15 protein-coding genes and 1 pseudogene are annotated in these 26,274 nt (G+C 46.4%); 7 read left to right on the forward strand and 9 right to left on the reverse strand.

Annotated elements, in window-relative coordinates:
* Positions 1-140: 140 nt before the first annotated feature.
* The gene (locus tag QZ323_RS10115; protein ID WP_294634533.1) at positions 141-3,155 is read left to right on the forward strand and encodes a DUF4982 domain-containing protein; all 3,015 of its coding nucleotides are present in this window, start codon (positions 141-143) and stop codon (positions 3,153-3,155) included.
* A gap of 273 nt (positions 3,156-3,428) precedes the next feature.
* Here the strand turns inward: QZ323_RS10115 and QZ323_RS10120 are convergent, their stop codons facing one another.
* Positions 3,429-5,039 (reverse strand): family 43 glycosylhydrolase, encoded by a 1,611-nt coding sequence (locus QZ323_RS10120; protein ID WP_294634534.1) that lies wholly within the window; start codon positions 5,037-5,039, stop codon positions 3,429-3,431.
* 281 nt (positions 5,040-5,320) lie between these two features.
* Here QZ323_RS10120 and QZ323_RS10125 point away from each other — a divergent pair, with 281 nt between their 5' ends.
* The gene (locus tag QZ323_RS10125) at positions 5,321-6,769 is read left to right on the forward strand and encodes a glycoside hydrolase family 28 protein (protein WP_294634549.1); all 1,449 of its coding nucleotides are present in this window, start codon (positions 5,321-5,323) and stop codon (positions 6,767-6,769) included.
* A 180-nt stretch (positions 6,770-6,949) separates the two neighbouring features.
* Here the strand turns inward: QZ323_RS10125 and QZ323_RS10130 are convergent, their stop codons facing one another.
* From QZ323_RS10130 to QZ323_RS10155, 6 genes are read right to left on the reverse strand one after another with little or no spacing between them, the layout of a single operon-like run.
* The gene (locus QZ323_RS10130; RefSeq protein WP_294634535.1) at positions 6,950-8,059 is read right to left on the reverse strand and encodes a BACON domain-containing carbohydrate-binding protein; all 1,110 of its coding nucleotides are present in this window, start codon (positions 8,057-8,059) and stop codon (positions 6,950-6,952) included.
* 18 nt (positions 8,060-8,077) lie between these two features.
* Positions 8,078-8,443, reverse strand: a complete 366-nt coding sequence (locus QZ323_RS10135) for a hypothetical protein (RefSeq protein ID WP_294634536.1) — start codon at positions 8,441-8,443, stop codon at positions 8,078-8,080.
* Between the two features lie 15 nt (positions 8,444-8,458).
* Positions 8,459-9,748 carry a DUF4302 domain-containing protein gene (locus QZ323_RS10140; RefSeq protein WP_294634537.1) on the reverse strand — a complete coding sequence of 430 codons (1,290 nt, stop codon included), beginning with the start codon at positions 9,746-9,748 and terminating at the stop codon, positions 8,459-8,461.
* 12 nt (positions 9,749-9,760) lie between these two features.
* Positions 9,761-10,639 carry a putative zinc-binding metallopeptidase gene (locus QZ323_RS10145; RefSeq protein WP_294634538.1) on the reverse strand — a complete coding sequence of 293 codons (879 nt, stop codon included), beginning with the start codon at positions 10,637-10,639 and terminating at the stop codon, positions 9,761-9,763.
* A 29-nt stretch (positions 10,640-10,668) separates the two neighbouring features.
* Complete coding sequence (locus QZ323_RS10150) at positions 10,669-12,264, reverse strand: RagB/SusD family nutrient uptake outer membrane protein (RefSeq protein ID WP_294634539.1); 1,596 nt, start codon at positions 12,262-12,264, stop codon at positions 10,669-10,671.
* A 20-nt stretch (positions 12,265-12,284) separates the two neighbouring features.
* Positions 12,285-15,617, reverse strand: a complete 3,333-nt coding sequence (locus tag QZ323_RS10155; protein ID WP_294634540.1) for a SusC/RagA family TonB-linked outer membrane protein — start codon at positions 15,615-15,617, stop codon at positions 12,285-12,287.
* Between the two features lie 969 nt (positions 15,618-16,586).
* Between QZ323_RS10155 and QZ323_RS10160 the strand changes: the two genes are divergently transcribed.
* The 5 genes and pseudogenes from QZ323_RS10160 to QZ323_RS10180 all read left to right on the forward strand — a co-directional run bounded on the left by QZ323_RS10160 (position 16,587) and on the right by QZ323_RS10180 (position 22,868).
* Positions 16,587-17,006, forward strand: a complete 420-nt coding sequence (locus QZ323_RS10160) for a hypothetical protein (RefSeq protein WP_294634541.1) — start codon at positions 16,587-16,589, stop codon at positions 17,004-17,006.
* Positions 17,007-17,149: 143 nt separating this feature from the next.
* Positions 17,150-18,025, forward strand: coding sequence for a FecR domain-containing protein (locus tag QZ323_RS10165; protein WP_294634543.1), 876 nt, complete (start codon positions 17,150-17,152; stop codon positions 18,023-18,025).
* 1 nt (position 18,026) lies between these two features.
* Positions 18,027-20,822 (forward strand): annotated as a pseudogene (locus tag QZ323_RS10170) (TonB-dependent receptor).
* A 173-nt stretch (positions 20,823-20,995) separates the two neighbouring features.
* Positions 20,996-22,129 carry a DUF4249 domain-containing protein gene (locus QZ323_RS10175; RefSeq protein WP_294634544.1) on the forward strand — a complete coding sequence of 378 codons (1,134 nt, stop codon included), beginning with the start codon at positions 20,996-20,998 and terminating at the stop codon, positions 22,127-22,129.
* 385 nt (positions 22,130-22,514) lie between these two features.
* Positions 22,515-22,868, forward strand: coding sequence for a hypothetical protein (locus QZ323_RS10180; RefSeq protein WP_294634545.1), 354 nt, complete (start codon positions 22,515-22,517; stop codon positions 22,866-22,868).
* 201 nt (positions 22,869-23,069) lie between these two features.
* On the opposite strand, the gene QZ323_RS10185 is transcribed toward QZ323_RS10180, so the two are convergent.
* Together QZ323_RS10185 and QZ323_RS10190 are read right to left on the reverse strand one after the other, a co-directional pair.
* Positions 23,070-23,822 carry a LytTR family DNA-binding domain-containing protein gene (locus tag QZ323_RS10185; RefSeq protein ID WP_294634546.1) on the reverse strand — a complete coding sequence of 251 codons (753 nt, stop codon included), beginning with the start codon at positions 23,820-23,822 and terminating at the stop codon, positions 23,070-23,072.
* Between the two features lie 125 nt (positions 23,823-23,947).
* Positions 23,948-25,873, reverse strand: coding sequence for a histidine kinase (locus tag QZ323_RS10190; RefSeq protein WP_363174983.1), 1,926 nt, complete (start codon positions 25,871-25,873; stop codon positions 23,948-23,950).
* Positions 25,874-26,274 lie beyond the last annotated feature (401 nt).

Consider the following 26,274-nt stretch of genomic DNA (forward strand, 5'->3'; position numbering starts at 1 on the left):
GAACAGAAATATCCTATGGATATTTCTGTTTGTCAATGAATAAAACAGCAAATATTACATGCATCTGTACTCTTTTCCATCGGAATTAAATGAACGGCAGTTTACCTTTGCAGCATTAAACTACTGATAAATTCAATTCCATGAGAAAGAAAGTTTTATTATTATTTTGGACTATTCTATGTATTAGCCATCAACAAGTAGCAGCCTCAGACACCGAAGTGAGGCAGAAGTACAATTTCAATTCGGACTGGCTGCTTTCGGTAGGTGATGCCACCGGAGCCGAACAACAGAAGTTTGCCGACAGTAATTGGAAAAAGGTCACCTTACCCCATGCTTTCAATGAAGACGAAGCATTCCGATACAGCATCGACGAACTGACAGACACCATCGTATGGTATCGCAAGCACTTTCGATTGCCTGCCGGAAGCGAAGGGAAGAAAGTATTCATTGAGTTCGAAGGAGTACGACAAGCCGCCGATTTCTACATCAACGGCAAGCACATCGGCTTGCATGAAAATGGAGTGATGGCAGTGGGATTCGACCTGACTCCTTACATTGCCTATAATAAAGAGAATGTCATCGCCCTGCGCATTGACAACAATTGGCAGTACAGAGAACGGGATACCAACACCAAATTCCAGTGGAACGACCGTAACTTCAATGCCAACTATGGCGGTCTGCCCAAAAATGTATGGCTCCACCTGACCGACAAGCTATATCAGACCTTGCCCCTCTATAGCAACCTGAAGACCACTGGTGTCTATATTTATGCCGAAGACATCCGAGTGAAATCGCGCAAAGCCGTCATCCATGCAGAATCGGAAGTCAGAAATGAATACCGGAAGAAACAGCAGGTTGCCTATCAGGTAGAGATCATAGACCGCGACGGCAATCTCGTAAAAACCATGTCCGGTGAAAGCATCACCCTGCAACCGGGCGAGACAGGCGTGGTAAAAGCCTCGGCAGAAGTAGACAACCTGCACTTCTGGAGCTGGGGATACGGCTATCTGTACACTGTGAAAACCAGTTTGTGGATCAACGGGAAAAAGACGGACGAGGTAGCTACCCGTACCGGCTTCCGCAAGACACGCTTCGGAAACGGAAAAATATGGCTGAACGACCGTGTGCTACAGATGAAAGGATTCGCACAGCGCACCAGCAACGAGTGGCCCGCTTTGGGTGTCTCCGTTCCCGCCTGGCTGAGCGATTACAGCAATGGCCTGATGGTAGAGTGTAATGCCAATCTGGTACGCTGGATGCACGTCACTCCCTGGAAGCAGGATGTGGAATCGTGCGACCGTGTAGGCCTTATCCAAGCCATGCCCGCCGGCGACTCGGAGAAAGACAGGGAAGGACGCCAGTGGGAACAGCGCACCGAACTGATGCGCGATGCCATCATCTACAATCGTAACAATCCGAGTATCCTGTTCTACGAATCGGGTAACGAATCCATCAGCCGCGAGCACATGCTGGAGATGAAAGCCATACGCGACAAGTATGACCCACACGGAGGACGTGCCATAGGTTCACGCGAAATGCTGGATATCCGCGAAGCCGAATACGGCGGGGAAATGCTTTATATCAATAAGAGTGCACACCACCCGATGTGGGCTACGGAATATTGCCGGGATGAAGCGCTCCGCAAGTATTGGGACAATTACAGTTACCCGTATCACAAGCAGGGGGAAGGCTCCAAAGCCTATAAGTCCACCGTTACCAATAAAGTAAAGAAGCAAGTAGACGCAAGGGCTTACAACCAGAACCAGAATTCGTTTGCCATCGAGAACGTCAGACGCTGGTACGATTACTGGCGCGAGCGTCCGGGTACGGGATTCCGGGTTAGCTCGGGAGGTGTCAAAATCATCTTCTCCGACAGCAACACCCACTTCCGCGGTGTGGAAAACTACCGGAGAAGCGGCGCTACGGATGCCATGCGCATTCCCAAAGACCTTTTCTATGCATTGCAGACCATGTGGGACGGATGGGTCGACACGGAAACCCCGCGCATCCACATCATCGGTCATTGGAACTACGGGGAAGATGTAGTCAAACCCATCCACGTAGTGTCGAGTGCCGACAGCGTAGCCCTCTTCCTGAACGGAAAATCATTAGGAGAAAGCGTACAGGAATATCATTTCCTGCACACCTACCATAACGTCAAGTTCGAAGCCGGAAAACTGGAAGCCGTAGGTTACGATGCAAACGGCAAAGAGTGCTGTCGCACAGAACTACAGACCGCAGGCAAACCGGAACGCATCCGGTTGAACCTGATGCAAAGCCCCGCAGGCTGGAAAGCGGACGGTGCAGACGTGGTACTGGTGCAAGTAGAAGTGGTAGACAAGGAAGGAAGACGCTGTCCGCTGGCCAACGATCTGATCAACTTTGAGATGGAAGGTCCGGCAGAGTGGCGCGGAGGTATCGCACAAGGAGAGAACAACTATATCCTGTCTCAGAAACTTCCTGTAGAGTGTGGTGTGAACCGTGTCCTGATCCGTTCGCTTACGGAAGCAGGCAACGTACGCCTCAAAGCAAGCGCAGCCGGATTGCAATCCGCTGAGATAAGTTTCGCCTCCCTGCCGGTGGAAGTGAAGAACGGACTAAGCAAGTACATTCCTGCCAACGAGTTGCAAGGACAGCTCACCCGTGGGGAAACTCCGCAAACCCCGTCTTATACAGACAAGAAAGTAGCTGTATTAATCGACTCCGCAAAGGCCGGCACCAACAACGAGACAGCCATCAACAGTTATGACGACAATGAACTGAGCGAATGGAAGAACGATGGCAAAGCCAGCACCGCCTGGATCACTTATCGCCTGAACCGCCCTGCCCGCGTAGATGAAATCTGTCTGAAGCTGACCGGATGGCGCATGCGTAGTTATCCTTTAGAGATTTATGCAGGCAAGGAACTTATCTGGAGCGGCGATACGGAAAAGAGCCTCGGATATATCCATCTAAACGTAAAGCCTGTATTGACCCAGGAAATCACCATCCGTCTGAAGGGCAGCAGCAGTGAAGAAGATGCTTTCGGACAAATCGTAGAAGTAGCCGCACCGGTTGCCAACGAACTGGACCTCTACAAGGCAGACGAAAGCAAAAGAGCCAAGTATGAACTGCGAATCGTAGAAATAGAGTTCTTGGAGAACCTGCTCCAATAAATAAGAACAGGATAGAAAAAAAACGCCTCGTGAGATGAATATTTTCGTCCCACGAGGCGATTTTTTTTGTCCCGTGAGACGAATTTTTTCAGCTCACGAGGTGAATTTCGTCGTCCCATGAGACGAATTTCTTCAGTTCATGGGACACGATTTTTCTTTCTACTTCCTTACTTGATTTTCGGTTTCAGTCATCCGAAACGTCTCCCGGGTATCGCACCGGACAGTTCTATTAGTATATTCAAATTTCACAATACTCCTCTAAACATCCACGCCTCACCGATACTTCACAAAGCAGACATCGTCAATCTGGCAGCTTGCCCCAGCTTCTCCCTCCGCCCAGAATCCGATTTCCACTTTTCCATTTCTCACCACAATATCTTTCAGCTCGACCGTGCGCCAATCTGCATTTTCCGCAACGAGTGGCATCGCTTTTCTTTTCCCGCCGCTTTCCGCATACATTTCCAGTTTTCCAAAACCGGCACTGTTTCTGACTTTGGCAGATAAAGTATAGTTCCCGTCTTTCAGTTCTACATAAGGAGTAGATTCTATGAACTGGTAGATTTTCCTTTTGAAAGCCACTTTATCACTAATATTCAAGCTTTTCTCTCCAATAACGACTTTCCTGTCGGCTTCCGTATTGAAGTAGTTGAGTACGGGAGAATCTTTGGAACTAATGACAATCGCGTTTCCCTCATAAACTTTAGTTGTCCAACCCAACAACTGCTCTTGGATAGGCTTTACAGGACTGGGAATGTACCGGCGGTCGGCCTCGAAACTTCCATTCTTCACGTAATTATTATCATCCGCCACACTCCACTCACCGGTCACGGCATTCAGATTCCATGAACTTAAGGAATTGAAATAAGGCGTCTCCCCGTTGAATGAAAGCGGGCACCATTGATTATATCCCAAACCGTTTCCGGCAAAATCCGCCCATCTGTCCCCACAGAAAATCACAGTTTCCTGTTTGCTTCCTTTTACATTGACAAAAAAGCCCGTTTGTGTCACGTGTGCATAATCGTCCATGCAACCGGGAGTAATAAGCATCTTATTCGTGGGAGAATAGGGACCGCGTACATCGTCTGCCACCAAATAGTACGCAAAAGACGAATCCCAGCCGTAAAGGTTCGATGCAAACATGTAATACTTATTGTTGTATTTGAACATACAGTTTCCTTCCCGTCCTTCACCATGAAAGACTTGTGTGCAATCCAATAAATCCACATTCCCATCTTTGACACCGATTTCAGAAAGATAAATCCTGTTCCGCCCTCTTCCATAAGAATAAACAAGGTAGGAAATGCCTGTGTCTTCGTCCGTAAACACGGTTTGGTCTCCCGTATTGGGTGTCCCTATCATGGATTCCATATTCATCCGGCGATGCCAGACAAACTCTCCCGCCGGCTTGTCCGAAACGCAGATCAATACACCCGAATCGTGCTGGACAAAAAGAGCGTATTTATTGATTTCTTTCACGTACGCTACCCCCAGGCGACCTACCCAACGTGTCCCATCATAATTCTTGTCGAGTTCGGCGCGGGTAAGTACATCACCCTCAAACTTCCAGTGGACCAAATCTGCCGATGTGTAGCAAGTTACAGAGAGAAAAGAATCAGTCTTTTGCGTTATGGATGGATCATTGCGATATAAGGCAGCCTCATTGTACCGGGCACCATACCAATAATACTTTCCAACGCCCGTTTCCGGGTCCACGAACTTGAAAATACCGCCGCCTTGACTGAAGATCGGCTCGCCGTCTTGCGTATCCCAGAAAATGTCATTCCTAATCCGCTGAAAGTCCTTTTCAGGCACCGCCTGCTTACAACTTGTGAAAAGAGCAAGGTTAAATAATAAAACGATAAAATAAACAAATGAAAATTTCATGGCTTTCTGTTTTTTAGAATTAATAATCTATAAAGGTTCAATACTCCTATTTTAAGGCAAACATAGCCACATACACTCAAAACATCAATGGAAAAACAATCATAAACATGTAATATTTGCATTTTCCCATCATCTCTATCCAATATTCCATACTTCTGAATAAATCTCTATGTTGCAGTTTACAGGAATGTCCTACTTTAGCCTGCGGAATTTTTCCAAATAAAACCAATAAATCCACTTTCATCATGAAAAGAAGACATACACTTTTTCTACTCCTGCCGATGGTTCTTTTATTCTCGTGCACTCCCGTGCGGCAAGACACCCAATTCGAATGGGGGGAACTTCCCTGCCAACCGGACTTCGCATGGACTAATCATGTAGGTAGCCGCCAATCACCCGGCGACAGAATATTTTCTGCCAACTCTTTCGGTGCAAAGGCAGACAGCACAATACTCAGCACCGATGCCATCCAGAGGGCCATAGACAGTTGCGCCATCTCCGGCGGAGGGACGGTAGTCCTGCAACCCGGTCATTACCAGACGGGAGCACTGTTTATCAAAAGCGGTGTCAACCTGCGGCTTGACAAAGGAGTCACCCTGCTCGCCAGTACCGACATCAATTGTTATCCTGAGTTCCGCTCACGCATCGCAGGCATCGAAATGACATGGCCGTCCGCCGTAATCAACATTATCGACGAAAAGAATGCAGCCCTCAGTGGCGAAGGTACCATAGACTGCCGCGGCAAGATATTTTGGGACAAATATTGGACCATGCGAAAGGAATATGAAGCCAAAGGCCTGCGCTGGATTGTAGACTATGACTGCAAACGCGTCCGGGGCATACTCGTGGAGCGTAGTTCAGATGTAACCCTCAGCGGCTTCACCCTGATGCGTACCGGATTCTGGGGATGCCAAATCCTTTACTCCGACCACTGCACCGTGAACGGCCTGACTATCAACAACAACATCGGCGGACACGGTCCCAGCACGGACGGTATCGACATCGATTCTTCCACCAACATCCTGATAGAGAACTGCGAAATAGATTGCAATGACGACATCATCTGTCTTAAGGCAGGCAGGGATGCCGACGGCTTGCGCGTCAACCGTTCCACAGAGAATGTATTGATACGCCACTGCGTAGGTCATCGAGGGGGAGGATTCATTACTTGCGGTAGCGAGACATCCGGCAGCATACGGAACATACTGGCACACGACCTGACGTCTGTCGGTACATCAGTCCTATTGCATCTGAAAAGTGCCATGACCCGTGGCGGAGTAGTGGAAAACATCTATGTGACCCGCATAAAGGCGGACAGTGTACGCCGAGTGTTCGGTGCCGGGCTGAATTGGAACCCGAAATACAGTTATAGCCAATTGCCGGAAGACTACCAAGGGAAAGAGATTCCCGAACATTGGAAAGTCATGCTCACTCCGGTGGCTCCTCCCGAAAAAGGGCATCCCCGTTTCCGAAATATTCATCTCTCTCAAGTGCAAGTGAGCAATGCCCAAGAATTCATTTCCGCTTCCGGAGAGAATGACACGCTATGTTTGGAAGATTTCTACCTCTACGACATTGAAGCCCTGGTGTGCAAAGCAGGTCGAATCTCCCTGACACGCCATTTCAACGCAACGAAAATTAAACTGGATACGCAAGACGCCCAACCGATAGAGTTGGAACAGAACGAAGCGAGCAATATCCGGATTGATTACGTCAACCGGGAGTTTTAATACAGGGAGGGTATCGAAACAGATATAACTTCCTGACAACTTCTGCTTATGAACCAAGATACCAGCAAAAGAGGCGCTTCTTCACAGGAGCGCCTCTTCTTATCGTTTTTAAGATAACATTAAAAACTTATCTATCAGAGAGAATTCTTATTTAAGTTTCACAATCTCAACTTGAGATTCTTATTCTTCGGGTTGGATTTTCTTTATCGACAAGTTCTTAAACATATCATAATAGCCTAAACCGTTATTATTGGCAAATGAAGGAGATTCCGTCTTAAAGACATACACATCCAAGCCGTCCACATAACTCTTGACCGTTCCGGTTGATGCCGTAAAGTTAAATCCTTTTTCATCCTTGAATGGGAAAGCCGGCATTACGATTTCATCATCCAAATCCAATACTGCAGTTGCCGAATAAGACAACTTTGTATCTGTATGAACATATCCGGCTTTACTTGTCAACACCGTATAGAAATACCAATTTCTTGAAGTTATAGCTCCCAGATATCGTCCTGCAGACACACTCAACTGATAAGTTTCATTATTGAAACTAAAAGGTATGACCAGACCATTAATGGAACTTAATCCCACTGCATAAAATACTTTATTGTCTTCTTCATCCTGGACCAGTTCGAAAGTCGTTGTTTCTTCTACCAAATCATCATTCTCGCCATAGGTCTCGTAAGTGGCTTCGTAAGTACCCGCAATGTCGTTCAGTCCGAACTGCAGGAAGACGATCTCCTTAGTCCCCCTTTCGCTGACAAACTTGACGATTCCCTTACGGGCATTTCCCGTAGTGTTCTCCTTCAACGTCAGGTTGTAACCGTCTCTTACCTTCTCGCCTGTCATCCAATCGGGCATGTCTACCGTATAGTTGTAATCACTCTTTACGGGAATGGTAACCGTTGCTTCTTCATCGGAAAAGCCATACACATCTTCACCCTTCACATACCATACTCCTCCAGCCTGCGACACCGGCACACGTACCTTTTCACCTACTGCATCGGAAATCTCTACAACGGCATGTCTGCCTACCAACCCTGTATAAGTAGGAACTGCCACTGTAATCACATTCCCACTGACAGAGACCGTACACCAATCCTGATTACTTGCAGCCGTAACCGCCGAAGTGCTCTGCACTTCAATGCTTCCCGTAGCAGCCACAGCCGTAAAAGAAACATCAGATTTAATCACTTGCAATGACGTGGATACCGCCTCGTCATCATCGGAACAGGATGTAGCAAACAACAAGCATGCTATCAACATCCACAAAATATTTAATTTCTTCATATTCAAAACTTTTTAGTTTTACTTTTTTACCATTTTCCGGGTACAAGCATCTATGATTGAATTAGAGATATAAAGGAAGAGGGTTATCCCCAATGCAACACATAAAGTTTCTCCGAAAGCACGTTTACTATTAAAGAATAACAATAACAAGACAATAACTGCCGCTATCACCGTATATACTACTATTTGCTTCACAACAGAAGGCTTCGTAGCCTCATCAGACGTTCTCCAATCAGCAGGAAAACCATTCACCACAGCTATCAGCACAATCATTAACAATGCCTGCGGAAAGGAGTACCCATCCTCTCCATACATGAAGAAGGGAACTCCTACCAGAAGCAGGACAATTGTTATTATTATTGTTAGGATTGTCTTCCTTTTCATAACAATTGATTGTTATTATTTCGCCACGCTAAACCAAACATTGCTATCCATTACACTGACAAACTTGGCTTTAGTAGGTTGTTCAGCATTGTCAAACTCAACATTATAAGGACCATTCCCTGTAATATACCCGACTATAGGATCAAAATATGAGTAGAAAGAATAATTACGCCCTGCACCTATAGGCTGAATAGCCAATTGATCCAAATTTTCACCAGTAACAGACATATTTATACCAAATAAGACATCATATCTTCCTGAGAGCCATCCAATGCAATAACGATTCGTATCAAGAAATGGATATAAGCCGTTGTAGCCCAGATACCAATCCAAGATTTCTTCTTTATATTTGTTCCAATTTTGATCATATACCGAAAAAAAGATTTTCAGGAAGTTTTCATCCATTTCTCCAGTCTTTGCGTCTACATTGAAAGTGAAATGCCACTGAGAAGTCGTTTTACAGAATAATTCCAGAGTTGTGGGATAAGGGAAAGAAACATCAGCATCTTTTCCTTTGATGGTTTCACTTGCATCATCATAAACACATTCTTGGAAAGTTACTCCATTGATCGTCAACGGTTCATAGAATTTAAGTCCTTCCGGAGTATAGATGAAAGCCATGTCTACATTTTCCACAGAACTATCCTCCTTCGTCTCCGTATAGGAAAGTAACTTATCTGCCAAGCTGACAGCATATATCTTACCTCCCACAACCATTCTCATACGAGGCACAGCATCCATTTTCTCCTGCATATCCAGAATCTTCTGTATATAGCTGTCTGCACTTTCCGTCAGTTTGGTCATCACCAGCGTATTGCCGTATTTCTTACCTCTCAACACAAGGCGGTCTGCGCTGGATTCCATGAATATAAATTCATAATCGCTGGCATAACCATCCGTATCAGAGGAACCTTTCGGTTCGGAGAAGAAATGGAAAAGCAGATTGTACGTATCGAAAGTAAGAATCACGCTCTGTTCGGAGATAACCCGATACTGAGAAGAGACTACCGTACCTGCCGGCCAACTCTCTCCGCTATTGGAACTCAGAGAAACCTCCGAAGCCATATCGACCTTACCATTATCGAACTTCGCCGTATAGACATATCCGCCCATCGAACGGTCGCTCGGATAAAACTCCATCACCCATCCGTTCGGAGCATCCTGAAGGATAGCCTTATAGTTAGCTATCGCTTCGTTCATTCTTTCTGCCGCAGATTTATCAAACAAATCTTCCTCTTCGCTCACACATGCATTGAAGCATACCCCAGTGAGCAACAAAAACAGCATATAATATATTTTCTTCATAATTTTCTACAGTTAATTTAAAGAGTTCAAATCAATAGCACCGTCCACGACATCATCCATACGACGCTGAACCACATCGCGCAGTTCGTCCATGTCGATGTTCCATGCAGTCTTCATATAAGCCTTCACGATGTTCAACTTCTGGGTAATGATGGCAGCACCCGACGTACCTGCCGACTTCATCCGGTTTTCCCAATACTCCGCCGTGTTGGTGATGTAAATGGAAGTGACCTCTGCAATGTCTTCGCGCGGTTCGCTCATGGCGTATGGAGAGATAAAGCCTTTCTTCAACGCATCGGCATCACGCTGCTGATACCAGTCGCCACTGACGTACAAGCCCTCGGAAATGCGGTCGTAGTCCGTATCGTAGTTCTTGGTCTGATGAAGAATGTGTGCAAACTCATGGTGCATGGTCTTAAAATAATACTGGTTCAGGAACGCTTTGCTGATCTGCAGACTGTTCACCAAATAGAGCGTCACCTTCAGACCACCTTCGGCAGTACCCAGCACCATCGTTCCGTTGTCTTCATAAGCCGCCGAACCGATCAGATGAAGTACTTTGGGTACATACTGGCGGGTAAAGTCAATGCCTGCCACTTCATCGTATGCCTCAAGCCAGGCATACTTCACGATGTGCGCCAAAGATACCGACTTGTCGAAGTCCGCCGGAGCCAACGTATAGTCATGGTCCGATTCTATGTCTTCCATGTGGTACTTCAATGAGATATTGTAGGGCATCGTGTAGTTTGCCAATATCCACCTGTCAAAATCATTCTGCTCGCTTGCCGGCTGGTCTTCAAAGATGCTCTTGGGGTTCAGGTCATCCTCACCGCAACTGCTAAGGCTCAGCAATGAAGCAGCCATTCCTAACATAAATATATATTTCTTCATAACTTGTTCTTTTTTTTAGTCGTTACAGATTAATTACGCGGATTTGCCTCTATACCTGCCGTAATCACACTTTGCGGCAACTGGATGGCACGACGGGGGTCGTCTACTTTCAGTTCGTCGTAGACGGTGATCTGGTTGTTGTATACCACGCGGCGGTAGATCTCCAGTCCGTATCTCTTCACGTCGAACCAACGTATACCTTCGTGCAAGGTCAGTACACGACGTACGTGCAGGATAGCATGGATCAAGTTTTCCTGCGTACCCGGCTCTACGGCAAAGTCCGGATGGAGCGCCTTTTTCGGAGTAGGATCTGTCGGAGTGTAATATTTCATACCCGTCCGAGTCTCTTCGGAGTAATCTCCATACAATTCATTGATGGATTCCACGGTCACCTCGTTGGAAGAACGGGTAAAGGCATGCACCCAAGTATCTATATCGGCAACCGCTTTTGAGAAGTCACCCTTCATGGCATAAGCCTCGGCACGGTTCAGGATAACCTCGTCGGTAGTAAAGGCAGGGAACATGATGTGCGGATAACCGATTCCATTCACAGGATCCGTATATTCAAAGTATTCCGCCATCTTGCCCATGATCACCTTCGGCAATCCCTGATAGGAGGGAATGTTGAAGTAAAGCATAGAAGAGCTACCCCAAGGAGCAGTGGTCTTGCAAGTTTCCTTGTTGGCAATCATGTCGTTATGCGTATATTTCTCTCCCAAGCCATAAGGGCCGTGGATTCTTCCCCAAACCGAGTAGGTGGAATAATAGAGGAGGTTAGCCTTTTCATTGACATTGATGAAAGCCGTGGCACGCACACTATTGTTCGGGCTCAACGCACCTACCGAAGCCCAGTCACGCAACATGGAGGCGGGATTTTCCGTCAGAACCGTAGTTGCATATTGGATCGCCTTATCGTAATTCGATTTGTCATCCTGCACATAATAGAGGTAGAAACGGGTGGCAAAAGCATAACCGGCTTTCTTGTTGAAGTGATACTTGGGTACCGTGTAGATTGCATCGTTCAGCAAAGGCAATCCGGCTTCTATGTCGGCGGCAATCAGCTTATAGACTTCCGCAACCGTTCCGCGGCCGTATTCCGGCGACACTGTAGTCTCCAAGTGATCCATATAAGGAATACCCAAGTCTGTGGTGCTTGTCTTGGGGCTATATGCCTTACTGAAAATGTTGACCAGCACGAAGTGGCTATATGCGCGGCACAACAGCGCCTCTCCCCTTTGAGGATTCAGCGAAGCCGGATTTCCCAACTCCTCAATGGCATTCAGGGCTGCATTGGCAGCGGCAATCGCCTTATAGCAGTCGTTCCAGAGCTTATAGGGGCTGTCATCTTCTTTAAATGTCGCATCTTGCCAAGTGGCAGTCTCCTCCTGGAGTTTATTGTATGCAGTCCAGGTTCCGCCGTTGTCGTCCGTATTGTCCGACGCCATTTCGGCAATCAGTGCATAATGGGTTTCGGGATAGGCAGCAGTCAGCATGTTGGTTATCTTTGCCTCGGTATCCAGCTCCGTACGGTTGTCGGGCATTTCATCCAGAAAGTCTTCACAAGAAGACAAGAGTGCCACCGTCGTAAGAGCCATCAGCAGATAATATGAATATATTTTTCTCATGATTCAAGTATTTTATTATTTTAAATTCCAAGTCTCAAAGTCAATGTAAATTGTTTAGGCACAGGAGCGGCCACACCACCGGAACGGAAGAACTCAGGATCCTGACCATTCAGTTTGTCGTCCGAGTAGAAAAGGAACAGGTTGGTAGCCTGCAACTTCAATGAAAGGTCGTTGATATGAATCTTCTTCAGCCAGCTCTTCGGGAAGTCGTAGGAGAGGGAGATCTCTTTCATACGGATGAAATCGCCTTTGGCAATGCGTTCGGTCGAGTAGTTGTAGGCATTGTAGAGTGTCTTCAGATGCCTGTCCGTATCGCTTTGACGCTTTGTCAGAATGGTCGGCACATTGGTGATGTTCTCTTCGCCTGCCAACGTCCAACGGTTCTTGAACTCCTTAGGCATGGCAGTCAGGTCGGAATATTCGTTGCTGAATATCGGGTCCAGACGGATCACGTTGCCGAATGAATAGGTGATGAACAGGTTCAGTTTAAAGCCTTTATAGCGGAATATATTGCCGAAACTACCCGTAATGGTGGGGTCGGTAGGACCTTCATACTTCAGGTTGTCCAAAGTCTGGCTCTGAAAGTCGATGTCGTTACCGTCGCTTGTCAGATTTCCATCCTGGTCGATGAAGGTAGGAAGACCGATTTCGTTCAGTCCCTTGAACTGATAAGAGAAAAGTCCACGCACCGGATAACCCTTCAATGCGAATCCCGTACCGGATACGACATCAATCACTTCAGCATCCGATTCCAGGTCGGTCACCTTGTTCTTTGCCTGAGAGAAGATGAAGTCGGTGTTCCAGCCAAAGTTCTTCGTATTGATATTTTTTGTAGAAAGGGTAAATTCAATACCGTGGGACTTCATTGTGGCAACGTTTGCCAGTTTACGGATCTGTCCGCCCACACCGGGTGTCTGTATCACGCCGATCAGGTCGAAGTTGCTTCGCTTATACCAGTCGATGGCAAAGTTGATGCGGTTGTCCAGGAATCCCATGTCGGCACCGATGTTCAACTCGTGTTTCTTTTCGTAAGTCAGTTCGTCATTGGCAAGGTCGATGATGTTCAATCCGCTTTCTTGGATGCTGGCAAACGGGCGATAGGGCTTGTAACTTTTCAGCACCATAGTCGAGTTGGTCACGGTAGAAGGTCCCGGGTCGCCGGTCAGTGAGTAGGATGCCTTCAGGGAGAAGTGTGCCAACGCCGGCTTCAGCGATTCGAAGAATTCCTCTTCGTGCATGTTCCAGGCACCAGAGATGTTCCATGTGGGCAACCAGCGTGCGCTGCGGCTCTTGCCCAGACGGTTGGTTCCTTCGTAGCGGTAGGTACCGTTCACGGTATATCTTCCTTTATAAGAATAGGTGGCATTGGCAAAGAATGCAGCGGAACGTGAGCGGGTGTTCGACAGTGAGTAGTAGTCCGTACCCTCTTCGATGCTCTTCTTGAAGAACTGATAGGTATAGAAGGGGATTTCACCCTGGCTGTACTGCATACCCCAACCGTTGAAGTAGTTCTTGTTACGGTCGGTGGAGTTGGACTCCATACCGGCAAAGAGGTTCACGATGTGGTCTTCTGCGAACACATGGTTCCAGCTACCCGTGGCACGGAAGTCGTATCCCAACATCTTATAGGTAGTCTTCTGATAGATACCTCCTTGCGGCAACACGGTGATAGGCAAAGCATAGGGATCGTCGGGGTCGGTGTAGAGGAAGGGGTTCCGGTCGCGCACCGTAGCATCGGGCATAGCGCGATAGGCCCTTGCTTGGTTGGAGTCGTCCGTAATCTGGTGTTCCTGCGATGTAGAAGAGTACTTCACAGCGCCCAATGCGGCAAATTCCAGTCCCTTGAGGGGTTTCCATCTCAATTCACCCTGAAACTTCATATCGGCTACATCCAAGTTCATGTAATTGTTCTCCAACTCGTGAAGGATGTTGAAGTCTGCATAGTTACGGGTGTACATGGTCCGTGCATCCAGCGCACGGGATGTATTCAGTGAGTAGGAATAGGGGTTGATATCAAAATCACGTTTCACCTCACCATATACAGGGTCGATGCTCTGGCTCAAGGTACCCGGAGCCTGCTGCTTACGATAAGAAGCGGAGGATATCAAGTTCAGAGAGAGCTGCTTCGAGATGTTGTAAGTGGTATTCAGGTTGGCGGTGTAACGGTTCACCTTGCTGTCTTTATACCATCCCGGATCGACCATGGCACTCAGAGATGCATAGAAATGCGCCTTGTCCGTACCGGCAGATACGCTTACGGAATGGTTGTGCATCACGGAAGTGCTGAACAGTGCGTCGAACCAGTCGGTGTTTCTGAATTCCGCAGCTTGCAGGTAATCGTTGATTGCCGCATCGGTGTTCTCCAGTGCAAACCGTCCTGTGGTCGGGTCGTAAGTGTTCAGCAACTGGTACATCTTTCCGTATACACCGCTCTGAGAGGCACGATAGGTGTCTGAGAAGTTCAGCCAACCTTTGTCTTTCATTTCTTTATATACGCCCATCTGTTCCTGCGAGTTCATGATATTGAAGTCACCATAGCTGGGAATCAGGCGCATAGTGAACTCACCGGTATAGGAGATGTGGCTCTTGCCGGCCTGTCCTTTCTTAGTGGTCACTACAATCACACCTGCCATGGCGCGTGCACCGTAGATGGAAGTGGCGGAACCGTCCTTCAGAATTTCAAAACTCTCAATGTCGTTGGCATTCAGACCTGCGATAGCCGAACTGATCAGCGTAACGGCATCACCCGAAGAAAGCTCGTCGGCGCTTACTTCCGTCACGTCTTCCATGATGACACCGTCAACCACCCACAGCGGCTTGGAGCTACCATAGATAGAGGTTGCACCACGTACACGTATCTTCGGCGCTGTACCGAATGTACCGGAAACGTTCTGCACAGACACACCGGCTGCACGTCCTTCGAGCGAACGGCTAATGTCTGCCAAACCGTCCAGTTTCACGTCGGTATTGGACAGCTTGGTCGAAGCACCTGTAAACAATCGTCTGTCCATCTTCGTCATACCGGTAATAACCACCTCGTCCAGGATTTCGGCATCCGGCTGCATCATTATCTTCATCTCGCCACTCTTGATGTTTACTTCTATCGTCTGCATTCCGACATAAGTAATTCTCAAGGTTTTTGCCGTACTTGGCACATTGGTAAGCGTAAAGCGACCATCCAAATCGGTCACCACTCCCTGATTTGTACCTTTAATCAAAACAGATGCACCTACAATAGGCTGATTGTCTTCTTCAAAAAGGACGGTACCCGTCACTTTTCTTGGAGTCTGTGCAATTGCCAAGCCAATACCGATAAGCAGGCAGGCCAAGAATGAAACAATCTTTTTCTCCATAAATTCTCTTTTAATAAAATTGTGTTAATAATACATTTTAACCAAGTTCTAACAGAACTCCCTCTTCCCTACGTAATTCAATCTTTCACCTCCTCAGAAGATTCGTCAGCTAACAAGATTCGATAAAAAAGAAAAGCAAGATAAGAAAGACAATAAAACTCTCCTCCTTCATTTTATAAAAAGAAAGAATACAGCTATTGATAACCATAACGTCCCATAATGATTAGAATATAATCGGTTGTTATTCGAGCAGAACCGTTACATTATGGTGCGGCCACAGATGTGGAGCAGCTGCTCCACCATAGTGAATCACGTGTTCCACAGCTGTGGAACAGCTGAACCACAGATGTAAAGCACGTGCTCCACGGATGTGGTTACACTAAAACAAAGCATACTAACACAATCAACAAGCATACTTTTATCAATAAGACAAGGGGCTTGTATCCATAAACCAAGAGCCTTGTCAAACCCGCTTAGGTTATAAATTGGTAAGAAACATGCCGGAAAGCGTACGTAATTCGACATTTTTTCGCGCAAGAAGGGCTAAAAAACGCGAGAATATCAGCCCCTAAAAATGGGAAAAAAGAGGATAATAAAAAGAATATCAGAAAGATATCCGCTTTTATGCAGGGTGTAGGCAAATTTGCCTACACCCTGCATACACCCTACCTACATCACCTATATAACTTTGATATGCAACAGATTACAAAGCAGAGTGTAGGTATGTAGGTAAAAGTGCACAAAAACTCCGGGTAGTAGATTCATATCTGAAGCACAAAACCAACTTCCGGTCAGGAAATAGCAGGTTCTACTTTTTCTACTGCATTTTCCGGTTTTACTCATCCATTTATATTTTTTAAGGAATACCCCGTAGGGAGTTTCTTTTCCGGCGCTGTCTTCATCAACGAATAAAAACTTTAAGTTTCGTCTATCGGTGATATGCGAAACTTGACTAAAAACTAAATTAGCATGAAACAGATTTGTAAGCAAATGGCAAGAGCAGCCAGCCTCCTCTGCCTCCTCACTGCATGTAGCAATGGTGATTCCAACTATCCGCAAGAGTACATCGGATTTGAAAAGACAACCCTGACCCATTCGTTCGACAGCGACAAAGACACCGAAGAGCTTTTGGTGAAAATCGTCGCAGCGGACAAGAAAGACGAAGACCGGGAAGTACGTCTCAACGGCATCAACCTGCCGGAACAAGAGGATGTGTTCAGCCTTGTAGAAAAAACAGTCACCATTCCCGCCAAAAAGAAATCCGCCAACCTACGCGTGAAAATCTTCCCGAAAAGGATAAAACAAAAAGCCATATTCCGCATAGTCTGTACCCCACAAGAGAAAAAAGCGAAAAAGACAGAGATTACGGTACATTTGGTCAGGAAGTGATTAGAAAGGAATTATCGGAAGTTATTCGGAAGTTAGCTCCCGATAACTCCTAACAAAAAATAACTCCTAACAAAAAAAATCTTCCTTCCACGTAGGGAGTTTCTTCCCCTCGCCTGTCTTTATGAGAAAGCAGAAGAAAAAACATGGAACAAGAATTTGAAAAAATACTCGATAAGCTCGTAGCCTCTACCCGCTCGCCAAGAGGAAGATTCTCGAAAGAGAGCAGCTGGAACATCCTCGAAAGGCGGTTGCCGAATCCACGACGACGCATCCTTTCATTACAGTTCTTCATGAAAGGTGCCGCTGCCGTTGCCGTGCTTTGCGTGCTGGGCTGGTGGACGTACTATATGTTCGCCCCGATACCCATGCAGACCGTATCGACCCTCGCCGAAACACGAAGCGTCACGCTGCCCGACCAGACTACTATCGTCCTGAACCGTTACTCCTCGCTGAGCTACCCCAAGCGTTTCAGAGGAAAAGAGCGGAAAGTGCAGCTGGAAGGAGAAGCCTACTTCGAAGTAAGCAAAGACACGGCGCACCCCTTCAAAGTGGAAACGGGGAAAATAGAGGTACAGGTATTAGGTACGCACTTCAACGTCGACGCCTATCCGGAAGACACTGAAATAAAAGCCACGTTGCTGGAAGATTCGGTTGCCGTCAGCCTTATCGGCAGAGCAGAAACGAAACTGGTTCTTTCGCCCAACGAAAGCGCCATCTACAACAAGGAACAGGAAAGCCTCACCCTGCATACCGAGAAAGATGCCGCCGAAGAAGTCAGTTGGCAAGAGGGGATACTGCTGTTCAAGAACGTACCCTTGCAGGAGATTGCCCGAAAACTTTCCAATACCTTCCGGACAGATATACGCATCGAAGGAACTGAACTACAGAACTACCGCATGACTGCCACCTTTGCCGACAGCGAACCACTGGAAGAGATCTTGTCCCTGCTTTGCCGGAACCAGAAGTTTGAATACACAAAAACGAATGATCATATCACTATCACACAAAAATTAAATTAGAATGAAATCAACTATCTGTTCATTCCGCCCCCTCAGGAAGTTTCTCCTGGCGGGTGCGGTTCTGTTCTCGCCATACCTGCTGACGCACAGCACCGCATCCGAAGTCTGTGTCCGTCAAAAGACGGTCAGCACGCAAACCCGTTTCAGCATCGACCTGCGGAACGCCACGCTGGAAGAGTTCGTGAAGCAAGTGGAACGGAAAACCGGTTACCGCTTCATCTACGGAGAAGAAGTACGCCTGAACTCCCCTATCACCCTGAACGTACACAATGCCACCCTTCAGGAGATTCTCCAGAAAGCTCTCGACAAGTAGCCGGTCAGCTTCGAGATCTCCGGAAAACATATCTTGTTAAGCAAACGGCCCATGCCGCAGAAAACCGTTAGCCGTCGGTTCACTGTCAGCGGATACGTGACGGACGGAGCGTCTTCCGAGACGCTGATTGGAGCCAATGTCCTTGATAGTCGTCAGCATGTGGGCACTGCTACCAATCCTTTCGGTTTCTATACCCTCACCCTGCCCGAAGGAGATGCCGAACTGAGTTTCTCGTATTTAGGATATGAGACGCAGCACTGTTCGTTCGCACTAAATAAAGACACGGTACTCCATATCCGCATGAAAGAGAATAATGAACTGGCGGAAGTCCTGATTCTTTCTGACAAGAAAGAGAGCGGCATTCATGCCACCGGAATGGGATCGCACGAGATACCCATGACGCAGATACGCCATACGCCCGCCGTGCTCGGTGAAGCCGACATCCTGAAGACCATCCAGCTGATGCCGGGCGTGCAGGCGGGTACGGAAGGATTCTCCGGTCTGTACGTGCGGGGAGGTGGAGCGGACCAAAACCTGATATTGCTGGACGGTATTCCTGTGTACAATGCCGACCACCTATTAGGTATATTCTCCGTCTTCACCCCCGAAGCGGTGAAAAACACCACCCTCTACAAGAGTTCTTTTCCCGCCCGCTACGGCGGACGCCTCTCTTCCATCATCGACGTACGTACCAACGACGGCGACATGCACCGTTATCATGGCGCACTCAGCATCGGACTACTCACCGACAAGTTGCACATCGAAGGCCCTATCTGCAAAGAGCGTACTTCATTCAGCCTCAGCGCACGCAGCACACACACCGCCTTTCTGAAAAACCTCATTGTGAACGAAGAGGACAGTTATACCGACAAGTACAACTATTACTTCTATGACATCAATGCCAAACTGAACCATAAGTTCAACGACCGCAACCGCCTCTTCCTCGGTTTCTATAAAGGAAAAGACCATTACCACCTCGACTCCTACGACCATAGCGAGTCGCAAACCTACGAGTCGCAATCCTACTATAATGACGACAGCCATCTGAACTGGGGAAACACCGTTGCCTACGCCCGCTGGAACCGTGTGTTCAACAACCGGTTGTTCTGCAACACTACTTTCTCGTACAACAGTTACCTGATGACTTTAAAACAGGATATGGAGAATTCAAACTATTATCGCGGAGAGCTATACGACCGCTACAGTTACTTCTCCCAGTTCCACTCCGGCATCCGCGACTGGACCGCCCGCATGGACTGCGACTATACCCCTGCTCCGACACACCACATCAAGTTCGGCACGGAATATACCCACCATACCTTTCGCCCGGGTATCTCCACTTCCAAGTTGCAGGAAGTAGAAAACGGACAGCCACAGGAAGAGGTCCTCTACGACACCGACAATAACCGCACGTTGCACGGACAGGAGGTATCGCTCTATGCCGAAGACAACTTCAACCTCAACCGACACCTCAGCCTGAATGCAGGAATGCGGGTGTCGCTGTTCGCCACCCAAGGTAAAGAGTACTTCTCGCTGCAACCCCGCCTCTCCGCACGCTATAACTTCGGACAAGGATTCTCTGCCAAAGCCTCCTATACCTGCATGACGCAATACGTCCACCTGCTCACGTCCACTCCCTTCTCCATGCCTACCGACCTTTGGGTGCCGATCACGAAAAATATACGCCCCATGTATGCCAACCAATACTCCGTCGGAGGTTACTATACCGGGCTGAAGGGGTGGGAGTTTTCCGTAGAGGGGTATTACAAGCAGATGCGCCACATCCTCGAATACCAGGATGGTGTCTCCTTCTTCGGCACTTCCACCAACTGGGAAGAGAAAGTGGAGAGTGGAGAAGGGCGCTCCTTCGGACTGGAGGCCATGGTGCAGAAGACATTCGGAAAGACGACCGGATGGTTGGCATATACGTTAGCCAAAACCGACCATCGCTTCAAGAACGGAAACATCAGCCAAGGCAAATGGTTTCCCTACAAGTATGACCGACGGCATAACATCAGCCTCAGCCTGAACCACAAACTCACCAAGCGCATCGACTTAGGCGCTTCGTGGATATTCAACACCGGCGGATGCATCACCGTGCCCGAACGGGAAACCATCATCATACGTCCCGAAGGTAGTGTAGAATCCGCCCCTTACGTCTCCAGACGTAACAACTACCGTCTGCCCGCCAGCCATCGCCTGAACCTGAGCATCAACTTCAACAAGAAGACCAAACACGGCATGCGCATCTGGAACATCAGTGTCTACAATGTCTATAATGCCATGAACCCCAATCTGGTCTACAGCAAGTGGGAACAAGAGGATTTCTATTCCGGAGGTTATTATAATGATTATTATAACTCTGTATACCAAGGAGGTGGAAGCAGCATCAGCGCACCCCATGAACCGGAATCGAAAACGGTTATCAAGAAATTGACCTTACTGCCCTGCATACCGTCTGTCACTTATACCTACAAATTCTAAAAGAAAATATATCGGATATGAAAACAAGAACGAGAACAAAGATGAAAGCCAACATAAGAACAAGCATGAAAGCCGGAATGAGAGCAAACATGAAAGCCGGAATGAAAGCAAACATAAAAGGCGGAATGAAAGCAAACATAAAGGGCGAAATGAAAACATGCATAATAACAAGAATGAAAACAAGTATCAACCTACACCTTATTATATATATAGTAGCCGCCACACTCCTCACCGCCTGCGAGAACGAGATCCCCTACAATGCCGGACAGCGTGACCCCATGCTCATCATGAATGCCCTGCTCGATGCCGGACGGACAGAGAACTTCGTCTATCTGCATCTGAACGAAGGAAACAAGACATGCCGCCTCAACGAAGCTACGCTCACGCTCTACGTAAACGGCAATCCGATGGAATCTCCCCAAGCCATCTCGCCCGACGAATATTACCAAAGCCAGAAAGACCAGCTCGACGAAAAACAGTACGAAGCCTTACTGAAAAGCATGCGCTTCAAACTATTCCGCCTCAACACCGTCCTGAAACCCGGAGATGATATCCGCCTTGAAGCCACTGCCGAAGGCGGAAAGTACCATGTCCGTTCACACGTGACCGTTCCCCAACCCATACACAGCCTGCAAGTGGACACCTGCACCGCACTCCTACGCCAATGGGGAAGCATGAAAACTTACCGCCAATACCGTATCACCATGCAAGACATCCCGAACGAAAAGAACTACTACCGGCTGGAGATAGTGAACAGCAAAGAGTTCCAGTGTAGCCTCCTCACCAATTGCAGAGACGAAAACGGGAATTTCATCGTCGACGAAAACGATAGATATGTCTACACCACGACGTACGACACTGTACGCTATACCTATACCAACCTCATCAACCGCGAAGACGTGATACTGACCGACGGACATGTCACCAACTCGGACGATGACGAAAATGCCATGTTCCCCAACATCGAAAACAAATACAACATCTTCAACGACAACCGTTTCAGCAATTCGTCCGCCACCCTAAAGGTGTACACCCCGCTCTATGACGACAACTATGACATCCTTTTGTCACTGAATTACACCAGTTGCCTGCTGAAACATACTATCACCGTGCGCCTGCTCAGCCTGCCGGAATCCTACTACCGCTACCTGAAAGCTCTGAACTGCATGGATGACGATGACTATGACGAAGCCCTGATGGAGCCTGTCAGCCTGCCCAGCAATGTAGAAGGTGGATTAGGATTTGTGGGTGTCTCTTCCGCCGCCCAATACATCATAGAGATGCCGGATAAACAGTGGAAATGGTGATTAAAAGAGATATACCTACATTACATTCGTGTTACAAATTACGCCCTAAAACAAGCAAAATAACACCTGAAAATTGATTTATATCAAGAAATACTATCTTATAGTACACTTTTCTACCTTTATGCTTTTATGTTATAAAACATACTCCTATATTTGCACAGGTAAAAAGAAAAGCTAAGCGCTTAGAATTATTTTCAATAGGTATTAGTTTTGTGAGTTTGTAAGTTGGTAAGTTTATGAGTTGGTAGGTTCGTTAGTTGGTGAGTTTGTAAGTTAACGCACTAATGAGAAAAACTTAAAAACTCAAAAGCCCAAAAACTTAAAAACTCAAGACTCAAAGCTATAGGATTGTTTTTTAGGTATAACAAATTAAAAAGTAGGTATTATGAAACGTTTAGGATTAACACTGGTAGCAGCTGTATGTCTGACTGCTACGACATTTGCTGCAGAAAATCAACCGACAACTACCAAATGGGATGGTAGCATCAACGTAAGCAAACTGAGTAGATATTTGAACCTGGCTGACGACCAGCATGCAGAAGTCACTAACATCTGCGAATACTTCTCTACGCAAATGGAACGTGCCACGACTGCAAAGAAAGATCAGCAAAAGAGACTCCGCAACGCCGTGTACGGAAACCTGAAACTGATGAAGCAGACACTGACTGACAAACAATACTCCGATTATACCAAAGTATTGAATATCACTCTGCAAAACAAGGGGATTGAAGTGAAATAATGAAGAAGAAGTTAGAGGGAGTTGAAACCGATAGGTTTAACCTATGAAGGTGTATCTAATCATGCATTTAATTCTCCACTCTCTACTCTAAACTTAAAGATTACTTAATAAAGAGAGAGGGCGCTAAACATCACGTTTTGCGCCCTCTTCCTTTATCAACACCATTTCAGTGTCGACTCCCTAACCAATATACTATTTCACTTACAAACAATATCTATCTTGTAACTCTTTCTTGTATTTCTTAGAAACCAACAGTTCCGACACATTCTCAAAAGGCGGATACAATACACATTTGCTGTCCTTAATAATCATCAGATAATCAATATTAATAATGAAAGACTGATGAATCTGCACAAAGCAAGAAGCGTATTTCACAATCTGTTCGGCAGTAGTACTCTTCTTCAAAGGCAACGGTGCCTGTCCGCTCAGCACTACCTCCCACTGTTTACGCTCCGAACAATACCTAAAATATCCAATCTCGGCAGGACGTAATGCACGCATGTCATTCGTCGGAGTAAATACCATAAACGTCCGTCCCGTATTCACCGACATGGAAGAATAGGGGATTATCCTCTGTTCCTGCTCTGCACTTCGCATAAATCGGGAAATAATGATTGCCAATTCTTCATCCTCGAAAGGCTTTAACAAGTAATCAAAAGCAGATTGCCGGATTGCCGATACCATGTATTTGTCGTATGCCGTATAGAACACAACTTTCATATCCCACGTCAAATTATCGCGAATGCTATCCAACAAATCCATCCCTTTCATATCAGGCAATTCCACATCCAAAAACAGCAAATCAGGACGTACCTTAGATATCAGTCTCTTCGCAGACACATCGTTACGCGCAATACCCGACAAATAGAAATCTTCAAACTTCTGTAATCCGAATATCAGATTATCCAAGGCCAACTCATCGTCATCTACTATTACAACCTTATACTTGTCCATACATTCTGTTATTTCTGCGAAATTAATAAACTAAAAATAAACTAAAAAACCAATAAACACTAAATTTAGGATATATTGCCTAAAACAAGGATATCCGGCCCAAAATAAAGACTATTCAAAAAAAATCATAAGATTGAATAATCATAATTCAATGGCAAATAGAAACAGATTTCGCACCCAACTTCACCACTTGGCAAGTCTACATTATGGACAGAAACCTCAATTGTTTCTTTATTCTTAGCATTCAATATTTGAATGGTTTGCATGATGACTTTCATGCCGGTGCCCGTTCCTCTGTTCCCGCTATTCAATCTGAAACCACCTCCATTGTCAGTGATCTTGACATAAACGTATGTACCGGAACGGTGGATGTCGATCCATAACCGCCGCTCTCCACCTTTGTTTCGGAGAGCATGTTTTATTGCGTTCTCCACCGGAATCTGTATCAACATGGAAGGCAGTACCAGTTTGTCGGCATCTACCTCCTCACCAACCTCGATCGCCCACTCAAACATAGAACCTAAAGAGCGGCTCTGCAACTCGATATACGTCTGTACGAAACTTAACTCTTCTGACAAAGTGATGCACATCTGCTCTGCCAGCTCCAGATTACGCCTCATGAGTTTCACCAACGAGGAAAGCTCTTTCTTTGTTTCTCCTTCCCGGTTTCCCATTTCCTGATTAAGCACGTTGAAGATAAAGTGCGGTGACATCCGATTGCGTATGTTCTCCAGCCGCAGCGAAGAGATAGTCCGCTGGCTTTGTGCCAACAAAAGTGCACGTCCCCGCTTGCCGTACAAATAGATGAAACAGATTATGATCATCGCCAACACACAAACTCCGATCCAAAAGAATCGCCCTTCATTCAGTCTCAGCATCTCATTCTTCTGCTGCTCAATCAGAATATTCTTTGCCAGCAAGGTGGAATCTTGCTGATACTTGAGCGAAATGTCCGCAGTACGCATCTTGATACGCTCATTACGAATGGAATCGTCCAACCTCTTGTTTTCTTTCTGATAGTAGAAGGCTTTCTCATAATCTGCCGTCCGCTCGTAAAAGTCCTGCAAGTATTTGTTGCGAATGCGCAGCATATCCGGCTCCATCTTATCAGAGTTCACAACCGTATTCAACAAACGCTTGACTTCAGCTATGTCATTCCGCTTCATAGCCAACCCTATACGTTGGGTGTCAATATAATAAAGCACTCCCGTTGCATCTATCTTCCGAAAGAAAGGCTGACATTCTGTAATGTATTTCGCAGCAGAATCAAGCACATTCATATGCAAGTACACATCGCCCAGATTGACCATGCAAAGGTTCTTCTCGAATCCCATATCCGACTGGGAAACAGCCAACGCAAGCCCCTCTTTAAAGTAAGACAATGCCTTCGGATAATCTTCCCGATAGTAGGATAAGTTTCCACGGTTATTCAGGTAGATATACTTTTCGTAAGGTAACATCTTGTCGTACGACACGCCCGCCAAGTTATAGTAATACTCACTTTGATCGAAGTCGTGCAATGACATATAAACCTGTGCCAGACCATAATAAACCGGAGGGCGTTTTTCTATCGACACTTTCAGCGAATCAACTGTCTGCAATGCCTTACGATACCAATATGCACTGACATCATACTTTCCCTGACGACTATAAGCATCCGCCAGATTAATCAGAATATCCGGAATCAGTTCTTTCTTTGTTCCTTGCAGGCGTTGTTCATAAGAATCCGTAAAGCTGACTACAGCAGAATCTATATTCCCCACACGGACATAAACATTGCCCCTGACATTCAGGTATTCCGAACGTAAATCTGCAATGTAGGGTGATGGCTGTTGCCGGTTGCAAAACTCCTCAAGCCTATTTGCCAAAGAATAGGCGGAATCCACATCAGAGGAATACATATACGTTTTCAGTATGATAACAGCATAGTAGCACCACTCCAGACTATCACCGGCCCTTTCCATATTTTGCAACGTCAGACTGCGTATTCTTTGCGGATTGGCGGGCAAGGAATCCATGACCGAACGGTAAAATTCCTCACAGTTCGTCATCCATGTTCTCTCTTTTTTCGTCTGTTGACAAGAAACACTACCTAACAAGAAAAGGAGCATAGGAAAAACCACTCTACCTACCATTTTATATATTTTCTTATTCATTACTCTCTTGCTTTTTTTTAATAAGAACCTGTTTAAATTTTCTTCAAAAAGGCTCTAAAAAATTCTACTTTTTTGCATATAGCACAAAAATAATAGTTTTTCCCTTTTAGTCCAATTTTATGACCGAATATCCACTGAAATATTTATTTATTCCACTTTTATGCATTCTCCTGTTTGGGAATAAAAAGCTGATTCTTTAACTTTGCATACACAAATATAAGTATTCATTAACACTTATCCATTAGAGCCTGTTTAAAAATGACTGAAATCTTTTTCTAAAGAGGTTTCCGTATCCG

Source organism: uncultured Bacteroides sp. (assembly GCF_910585845.1).
Lineage (GTDB): Bacteria > Bacteroidota > Bacteroidia > Bacteroidales > Bacteroidaceae > Bacteroides.

What these genes read in the sequence shown, in the direction of transcription:
- QZ323_RS10190 (WP_363174983.1), bottom strand. Translation starts at nt 25,873, where the DNA reads ATGACGAACTGTGAGGAATTTTACCGTTCGGTCATGGATTCCTTGCCC.
- QZ323_RS10160 (WP_294634541.1), top strand. Translation starts at nt 16,587, where the DNA reads ATGAAACAGATTTGTAAGCAAATGGCAAGAGCAGCCAGCCTCCTCTGC.
- QZ323_RS10145 (WP_294634538.1), bottom strand. Translation starts at nt 10,639, where the DNA reads ATGAAGAAATATATATTTATGTTAGGAATGGCTGCTTCATTGCTGAGC.
- QZ323_RS10140 (WP_294634537.1), bottom strand. Translation starts at nt 9,748, where the DNA reads ATGAAGAAAATATATTATATGCTGTTTTTGTTGCTCACTGGGGTATGC.
- QZ323_RS10180 (WP_294634545.1), top strand. Translation starts at nt 22,515, where the DNA reads ATGAAACGTTTAGGATTAACACTGGTAGCAGCTGTATGTCTGACTGCT.
- QZ323_RS10175 (WP_294634544.1), top strand. Translation starts at nt 20,996, where the DNA reads ATGAAAACAAGTATCAACCTACACCTTATTATATATATAGTAGCCGCC.
- QZ323_RS10155 (WP_294634540.1), bottom strand. Translation starts at nt 15,617, where the DNA reads ATGGAGAAAAAGATTGTTTCATTCTTGGCCTGCCTGCTTATCGGTATT.
- QZ323_RS10185 (WP_294634546.1), bottom strand. Translation starts at nt 23,822, where the DNA reads ATGGACAAGTATAAGGTTGTAATAGTAGATGACGATGAGTTGGCCTTG.
- QZ323_RS10150 (WP_294634539.1), bottom strand. Translation starts at nt 12,264, where the DNA reads ATGAGAAAAATATATTCATATTATCTGCTGATGGCTCTTACGACGGTG.
- QZ323_RS10130 (WP_294634535.1), bottom strand. Translation starts at nt 8,059, where the DNA reads ATGAAGAAATTAAATATTTTGTGGATGTTGATAGCATGCTTGTTGTTT.
- QZ323_RS10120 (WP_294634534.1), bottom strand. Translation starts at nt 5,039, where the DNA reads ATGAAATTTTCATTTGTTTATTTTATCGTTTTATTATTTAACCTTGCT.
- QZ323_RS10125 (WP_294634549.1), top strand. Translation starts at nt 5,321, where the DNA reads ATGGTTCTTTTATTCTCGTGCACTCCCGTGCGGCAAGACACCCAATTC.
- QZ323_RS10115 (WP_294634533.1), top strand. Translation starts at nt 141, where the DNA reads ATGAGAAAGAAAGTTTTATTATTATTTTGGACTATTCTATGTATTAGC.
- QZ323_RS10135 (WP_294634536.1), bottom strand. Translation starts at nt 8,443, where the DNA reads ATGAAAAGGAAGACAATCCTAACAATAATAATAACAATTGTCCTGCTT.
- QZ323_RS10165 (WP_294634543.1), top strand. Translation starts at nt 17,150, where the DNA reads ATGGAACAAGAATTTGAAAAAATACTCGATAAGCTCGTAGCCTCTACC.